Below are 7465 nucleotides of genomic sequence, written 5' to 3' on the forward strand. Positions count from 1 at the left end.
CCGCTATTTCCTCTATTGTAACAAAGATTGGAATGGAATGGATAGTAGCGACAGACTGTTATTTACGGATAGGGCCATCCGCTCAATTCCCGGATAACTTATGTTGCAAATAACCGATCGCCATCGAGAGCTGCTCATCGTTTGCCCGATCGTTGCGATACGCCTCTGCACTCGCTTTCAGAGTCTGGAAGAACTTGCTATCCATTTCTCCTGACGAATCCGCCTTTTCATGATCCATGAATTGAGCTATGGCCTCGCCCGTTGCTTCATCGAAGAAACCGTCCACTCTGCCTGGATCATATCCGAGCGATTTCAACAATCGCTGTGCATATGCGACATCATCATGGAATTGCTGTTCTTTATAGGTCTCAGCAATGACTCTTAAATGCTCCGAGAATAAGCTATTCTGCTTCACTTCGAGGTCAGTTGCGATTCCTTCCGTGTGGATCCAGCGCTCTTTCGGAGTGAGCCACTTATGGGTCGACAGCTTCACTTCACCGCCATTCGACAGCTTCATCGTCTCCTGCACAGTCCCCTTCCCGAAACTCGTCGTCCCGACAATGAAACCGCGGCCGAGGTCCTGAAGCGCACCACTCAATACTTCACTCGCTGAAGCACTTCCTTTGTCCTGCAGTAATACGACTGGAATCGTCTGTAGCTTAGGATTGAACTCCAACTCTTTTGGCGGCTCTGTCACAAGAGGCGTCAATTGACCTTTCACGTCTTCCATATAGGCAAATACCGTATCTTCCGGAAGCATGCTCCCCGCGATGTTCCCAACAGCATGCAAGTAGCCGCCTGGATTCCCCCGGACATCGATCAGTAACGCTTCGGCTCCTTCTTTCACGAGTAATTCGGTTGCCGCCTGCCACTCTTTGGCACTATCCTCCCCGAACATCGTCAACCCTATGTAGCCGATTTTCTTTCCTCGTTCTTCCAAAATTTCCGAAGATACTGTGTGGACAGGAATGACGTCCCGTTCAATCGACATTTCCACGTGCTTACCGGACTCCGGACGATAAACGACTAATTTTACGGATGTCCCTTGCTTTCCACGGATTTTTTTGACGACCTCTTTCAATGTCAGTCCATCGACTCGTTCTCCGTCAATTTGTACGAGTTCATCGTAAGGAAGCAATCCCGCTTTTTCTGAAGGCGAGCCTTTTACCGGCGAAACGATTACGAACTTGCCATTGGTCCGGGTGATTTCGGCTCCAATTCCGACGCGTTCTCCAGCGAGCGATTCCTTGTGGGACGCTGCTTCTTCTTTCGTCAAGTATGTGGAATACGGGTCCCCGATTACGTCCGCCATGCCACGCAAGGCACCTTCGATCAATTCGTCGTCTTTCAGTTTGTACACGGCGTTTCCTGTTATGACTTCGTACGCTTCGTCAATGACTCCGAACTTCCCACTCGAGTTGTGGACGTTGTCTTCACTTTTTCCACAGCCGTCCAACACCAGTACGAGACAAACCGCAACTGCGGCTAAAATACCAAACGCAAAAAAACGACTCCTGCGCATCGTCACCATCCCCTCCTCGTTCCACTATATGAACGAAGGGTGAAGGTTACGACTAGCAGGAGCCGGGAAATGAAAATAGTATAGATTGTAATGATTTCCACTGCAGACGGACGTTCTCCGCGGGCTCGACCTCAGCCAACTGAACTACAAAGAGTTTAATTGGCCTTAGTTTCTGCGCTCTTTGCAAAATTTAAGGCCTCCACTCTCTGCTCGGAACGCTTCAAATCCGTTTACTCAAGATCCTTCACTAGCTGTTCCATCATTTCTTCATCCATCGGGCCGACGATTTGGTTGTCGATGGTGCCATCGGTTCCGAGAATATAGGTAGTAGGAATCGAGAAAACTTTGTAGTCTGTCATGCCGAGTTCTTCAGTATCGAGCAAGATCGGGAACGTTAACTCGTAAGCATCCACGAATTCCTCCACAGCTTTCACGCCGCGGTTTTCTGCAGTTGTCAAATTGACTGAAATCAGCTCGACGTTGTCTTCAGGTTTTAGTTTCTTATAGTAGTTTTCCATGTGGGGCATTTCTGCTTTACATGGCGGACACCACGTTGCCCAGAAGTTCAAGATGACTTTCTTCCCTTTGAGGTCGGAAAGACGGACTTTGTCGCCCTCCAGTGTCTCCAGCTCAAAGTCTGGCGGAGTTTCACCTTGTTCAAGTCCAACTGTTTCGTTGGACATCGCTTTGGTGGAAGCCGTATCGATGACCTCAGGTTTATCCAAATTCGTCTTCACCATAACGACAATCATCGTACCGATCAGTAGAATCGCGATTACGTATCCTATCCACTTTTTGTTCATCGTATCCCTCCATCTGTTTCCTTATCTTGTGTGAAATGACTAGAAATTATTACGACTAAAACGCTCGCAACAACCGTCGCCGCGAATGGGATGCCTGTAAATCCAACGGGCTGCAGTGCAGCAATGAATGCATGGAATGCTACAAATAACCCCGCACCGTACATAACGGGTACACTTTCATCTTCAATACGAAGAAATGCCAACACCGCCACCCCTGCAAACAAGACAATTGTCATTCCTTTTGACATGAGCGTTCCTTCGTTCAGAATCGCCATCACCACTTGATAACCTGCTTGTGCACATATGATTCCTAGCAAAAATCCTCGGCTGACGGATAGCGGCTTAGGCTTACGGGAAAATCGAATGAACAAAGCTGCGACAAGAATTCCGCCAAGGAACCCAAACCTGCCTCCGTTAAAATATAGGAGAGCGAGAGGTGCACGACGAACCGTTTCAAAGTCCGTTACGATTACGGACAGCTTCCATACAATAATTGTGGTAAACAGCGCATCGGCAACAGTGTCCGCTACGGATTTACCGAATTTCATTCTGACAGCGAGCCATGCGAGGATGAAACCGCCGACAACTGCAATCCAAGAAGAAGGGACAGTGACCTTCCATAACAGATAATAATCGGTGACAGCCATTGAATTCTCCTTTAGTCAGGTATACCTCTTATGGTATCGTAAAGCGCCCGTTAAAACCACAAAATCCCCTTATGTTTCCATAGAAAAAGACCCGCATGAATGCGAGCCTTTCGGTGTAATCGGAATTCCCTAATCCAAGAGGTTTGTCTCAGGGAGAATCCGGTAATACTACTTATAGAGGCGAACCTTAAAATGATACATAACGCAATGGATTCACGGCACTCGGACCAGTTGCAGAGAAGTTACCAACATGAATTTCAAAGTGCAAGTGAGGCCCTGTTGAATTTCCTGTATTCCCTGATTTCCCGATGAATTGACCTTTTCCGACGTGTTGTCCCGTGCTCACTCCGATACTCGATAAGTGTGCGTAAACGGATGTGAAGATTTGACCATTGATGGAGTGCGTGATCATAATTGCGTTCCCGAAACCGCCCATTGGTCCTGCATGGGAAACGACACCTTCAGCTGCTCCGACAACCGTTGTACCTACTGGAATCCCAATATCTTGTCCACGGTGTTGTTTCTGTGTGTGGAAAATCGGGTGCATTCTCCAACCGAATGAAGATGTGAGTGGTCCGCGAGCCGGGCTAGTCCAAGAACCGCTTGAAACAACAGGTGCCGATGTTTCAGGCTGGGTATACACATGATTATTTGACGAACTCGAAGAATTTGCAGCTGCCTGCTCAGCACGACGTTTTTCTGCAGCTGCAGCAGCCTCCGCATCACGTTTCCGCTTCAGTTCTGCTTGGCGTGCAACTTCTGCCAAACGGTCTTGCTCCGCGCTAATCTTGTTCACAAGGTCTTCTGAAAGTTCGTGGGTCTCCTCGAACTCGTTTTCCAAACTTGCCTTTTCATTAGTCAGTTTAGCTTGTTCAGCTTCCAATTGGTCAACTAGCTTGTCCTTCTCAACTTTCTGCGCTTCAAACTTCTTCTTCAAACCCGTCAGTTTGGTTTTGCGCTCCTCTTGTTGAGAAAGCTTAGTCTCCACCATCTTCTTTTCTTCTTCTAGCTGATTCATATCGTCTTCTTGCTGTTTCATGATTTTCCGGTCAGCATCCATTAGCGTAGAGACGGCTGAAAAACGATCGATGAAATCCGAAAAACTGTTCGCGCCAAGAAGCACGTCCAGGTAGCTGACGTCTCCGCCTTTCACCTGCATCGTACGAACACGCTCTCTCAATACTTCGTCGCGTTCTTTGATCCGTTTTTCCAACGTCTTGATGGAAGCCCGCAGATCCGTGATTTCTTGCGTTGTTTGAGCGATTTTCTCCTCAACATCACGGATTTTTTCGTTGTTCGTCTCGATTTCGCCATTCAACTTAGTGATTTGCTCCATGAGCGATTGCTTCTTAGTTTGTTTTTTATTGATTTCATTGGATTTGTTTTGAATCCCTTTGTTTAATTCATTTTGTTTCTGTTCAAGCACCTTTTTCTCATCTTGCATATCTTTCAATGAGCTTGCTGACGCTACTGTTCCAGTTAAAGTGGTTGAAAGCAACAACACACCCATTGTAGATAGTAGCAATCCCTTATTCTTTCTCACAGTCCCAGTTCCCCTTTCAATAGTACGAATCGGCCAAGTCAGACTTTCAAGAATTTGCGCACGGACATCATACTGCCCCATACGCCGATAAACACTCCCATAAATAACAATAGGCCATCTACTTGGATGATGAATGGTACAGGTTCCAATAGTTGGAATAGTTCATCTACCAATCTAGGTTGCCAATAAGCGTAAATTTGTTGATAAGCAATCGCAATGGCCGCCATCGGAAGAATCGAACCTAAGATTCCAAGCCAAATACCTTCCAGAATAAACGGAATGCGGACAAAGTTATTAGTCGCTCCGACTAGTTTCATAATTTCAATCTCTCGACCACGTGCAATGATCGTCAAACGAATGGTGTTGGAGATGAGGAACATCGCCGTAAACAGCAACGCCAGGATTAAGATCAAGCCGATATTCCGGCTGATTCCAACGACGTTGAACAGCTTTTCGACCTTTCCTGCTCCATAGACGACATCAGCTGTGTACTCGTATGTATCGATCTTTTTTGCAATTGCAGCCGTATTATGCGGATCCGCCGCTTTCACATAAAGCGCATCACCTAATGGATTACTTTGTTTATAGAGCGAGAGTTCTTTACCGTATGATTTGATGATCTTGTCCAGTTCATCTTCTCTGGAGGCAAAATCGACACTTGCGACTCCGTCTACCTTCTCTATTTTCTCTTGCAACTCTTTCACGGCCGCATCACTTGCTGCAGCGTCCGCAACCACTTTAATTTCCACGTCGTTCTCGATGTTATCCGCCATCTTGTTCAAGTTCATCATCATTACGATGAAACTGCCTACAAGCAGGAGAGTAACCGCAACGGCGCTGATGGAGGCGAACGTCATCCAGCCATTTCGTCCGAGACTCTTGAAACTCTCCCGGAAGTGACGGCCTAGCGTCCTACCCTTCATAACTGTATTCTCCTTCATATTCATCTCGAGTGATCATTCCGCCCTCTACTAACAGAACGCGATGGCGGATACTATTCACTATGTCTTTGTTGTGTGTCGCCATGATAATGGTCGCCCCACGATTGTTGATTTTTTCGAAGATGTTCATGATGCCTAACGACGTATCCGGATCGAGGTTTCCTGTCGGCTCGTCTGCAATGACCAATTTAGGTTCATTTACAATCGAACGTGCAATCGACACTCGCTGCTGTTCTCCGCCTGATAACTCGTTAGGAAACATTCTCGCTTTTTGGGACAATCCGACAAGCGCTAAAACATCTGTTACCTTTTTACGGATTTCTGTCGGTGTTTCTTCAATTACTTCAAGTGCAAATGCCACATTCTCATAAACATTCAGTCTCGGAAGCAATTTGAAGTCTTGAAACACGACACCAATCTGTCTTCTCAAGTAAGGGATCTCTTTGTTTTTTAACGAACCAAGTTCTGTTCCATCGATAAAAATCTGTCCGCTTGTTGGAGCTTCTTCGCGATACATCATTTTGATGAATGTCGATTTACCTGCACCACTAGGGCCCACGACGTAAACAAATTCACCGCGGTTAATGTCGATATTAATACCGTTTGCGGCAACGACACCGTTCGAATACTTTTTGTATACGTTTTTCATTTTAATCATTTTTTGTAACCACCTGATTCAAAACTTTTATTCAGCTTTTTAAGTATAACAGATATAAACCTACACAGTATTACAGGAATATTTCATTTCCTCTAAAACGTTCACCGCGTTTCAACAATTCTGTAATGTTAGTACCTGTTTTTGGCAATCCAAGAGATTTTTATGTCGAAGAGTGAGCAAGTCACATCTTTGAAAAAACACAAACAAAAAAGGAACAGAGACGCCGAAGCGCAATCCGTTCCTTTTTTGTTTGTGATGAGTTCAACCGTGTACTACTACTTATTTCTTTTCAGAAAGCCATTTAGCAACTGCGTCGAGCTCTTCACCTTTGATGAGACCTCCAGGCATTCCGCCGGATTTACCGTTTTCGATGATGTCATGGATTTCGTCTTCAGAAAGCTGTCCGCCGATGTTAGCTAGTGCAGGACCATTCTTCCCTTCCAACTTACCACCGTGACAAGTTGCACAGTTCGCTTGATAGACTTTGTCTGCGTTCACGTCACCAGCTGCTGAATCTTTGTCTCCAGCATTGTCGTCTCCGCCGCCGCAAGCACCGAGTACAAGTGCTGCGCCGAAGATCGTCGCTAAGAATTTGTTTTTCATTTTCATGAAATTTCCTCCTTTGGATAAATGAATACGTGCTTTCTTAGTATAACAAATATAGACCAAGCTCGCTCTGACCTTGTGACGGAGTTATGTCTAATTCGTTGTTCAAAGCGAACTTCTTTTAATTAGTATTCACTATTCTTCAGAAATCAAACCTTTTTTGGTGAACTAACCGTTTTACAAAGAAAAGCCTTTCTTCAAACATGAAACGCCAACTGCTTATTTATTTTCACCCAATTGACGCCTGTTTCACTAAAAAACGTTCGGCTTCATCCAGGTCATTTGTGCAGAGCAGCGATTTTGACGCATCTGAAACAATTCGATCTTCAATGTCGAGATAATCGGTTAAAGGGATCAGATTGAAAAACTTCCGCCACTTTTGAGTACTTTCCATTTTTTCCACTTCTTTTTGAATTTCCGTGTAATCAATTTCGTTGATTTGAAAAAAAGGTTGTTGCTGATCTACTGCCGGAAACCGCTCCTTGAGAATCGCAAGTTCACCGGTATCGTATTCTTCTGCAATAATCCACTCAGCTGTTGCCACATTCTCAGCAGCGTCCATCAGCTGGTCCGTCCATGCTTGAGATGTATCTTCATCCGTCGAACCGTTTGTAAAAACGGCAACGTGATAAAACACTTGATTCGCTTTTTCATTCTTTTTGAAGAACTGGCTTGTCAACATTAAATCGGACAATTTTTATAAGGTCTCTAATCGGTACTCAATTGGCGTTAGATAATCTAGCGT

8 protein-coding genes are annotated in these 7465 nt (G+C 45.4%); all 8 read right to left on the reverse strand.

Annotated elements, in window-relative coordinates; all coding sequences use genetic code 11:
- Positions 1-82: 82 nt before the first annotated feature.
- The 8 genes from H9659_RS15175 to H9659_RS15210 all read right to left on the reverse strand — a co-directional run bounded on the left by H9659_RS15175 (position 83) and on the right by H9659_RS15210 (position 7414).
- Complete coding sequence (locus H9659_RS15175; RefSeq protein WP_191692171.1) at positions 83-1522, reverse strand: S41 family peptidase; 1440 nt, start codon at positions 1520-1522, stop codon at positions 83-85.
- A 230-nt stretch (positions 1523-1752) separates the two neighbouring features.
- Positions 1753-2325: a peroxiredoxin family protein gene (locus H9659_RS15180; protein WP_191692174.1), complete on the reverse strand. Its 573-nt coding sequence runs from the start codon at positions 2323-2325 to the stop codon at positions 1753-1755.
- Complete coding sequence (locus tag H9659_RS15185) at positions 2322-2972, reverse strand: hypothetical protein (protein WP_191692176.1); 651 nt, start codon at positions 2970-2972, stop codon at positions 2322-2324. The genes H9659_RS15180 and H9659_RS15185 overlap by 4 nt, the downstream gene beginning before the upstream one ends.
- A gap of 187 nt (positions 2973-3159) precedes the next feature.
- Positions 3160-4515: a murein hydrolase activator EnvC family protein gene (locus tag H9659_RS15190; RefSeq protein WP_318240745.1), complete on the reverse strand. Its 1356-nt coding sequence runs from the start codon at positions 4513-4515 to the stop codon at positions 3160-3162.
- A gap of 38 nt (positions 4516-4553) precedes the next feature.
- Positions 4554-5438: a permease-like cell division protein FtsX gene (gene ftsX / locus H9659_RS15195; protein ID WP_191692177.1), complete on the reverse strand. Its 885-nt coding sequence runs from the start codon at positions 5436-5438 to the stop codon at positions 4554-4556.
- Complete coding sequence (gene ftsE / locus H9659_RS15200) at positions 5428-6114, reverse strand: cell division ATP-binding protein FtsE (RefSeq protein ID WP_191692180.1); 687 nt, start codon at positions 6112-6114, stop codon at positions 5428-5430. The genes ftsX and ftsE overlap by 11 nt, the downstream gene beginning before the upstream one ends.
- A 279-nt stretch (positions 6115-6393) precedes the next feature.
- Complete coding sequence (gene cccB, locus H9659_RS15205; RefSeq protein ID WP_404828993.1) at positions 6394-6723, reverse strand: cytochrome c551; 330 nt, start codon at positions 6721-6723, stop codon at positions 6394-6396.
- Positions 6724-6949: 226 nt separating this feature from the next.
- Positions 6950-7414, reverse strand: a complete 465-nt coding sequence (locus H9659_RS15210; RefSeq protein WP_191692182.1) for a hypothetical protein — start codon at positions 7412-7414, stop codon at positions 6950-6952.
- Positions 7415-7465: the final 51 nt, after the last annotated feature.

The organism is Sporosarcina gallistercoris, assembly GCF_014836415.1.
GTDB classification, from domain to species: domain Bacteria; phylum Bacillota; class Bacilli; order Bacillales_A; family Planococcaceae; genus Sporosarcina; species Sporosarcina gallistercoris.

Bases quoted from the DNA above. Each gene is read 5' to 3' on its own strand.
- H9659_RS15175 (WP_191692171.1), bottom strand. From the start codon at position 1,522: ATGCGCAGGAGTCGTTTTTTTGCGTTTGGTATTTTAGCCGCAGTTGCG.
- H9659_RS15180 (WP_191692174.1), bottom strand. From the start codon at position 2,325: ATGAACAAAAAGTGGATAGGATACGTAATCGCGATTCTACTGATCGGT.
- H9659_RS15185 (WP_191692176.1), bottom strand. From the start codon at position 2,972: ATGGCTGTCACCGATTATTATCTGTTATGGAAGGTCACTGTCCCTTCT.
- ftsX (WP_191692177.1), bottom strand. From the start codon at position 5,438: ATGAAGGGTAGGACGCTAGGCCGTCACTTCCGGGAGAGTTTCAAGAGT.
- ftsE (WP_191692180.1), bottom strand. From the start codon at position 6,114: ATGATTAAAATGAAAAACGTATACAAAAAGTATTCGAACGGTGTCGTT.
- cccB (WP_404828993.1), bottom strand. From the start codon at position 6,723: ATGAAAATGAAAAACAAATTCTTAGCGACGATCTTCGGCGCAGCACTT.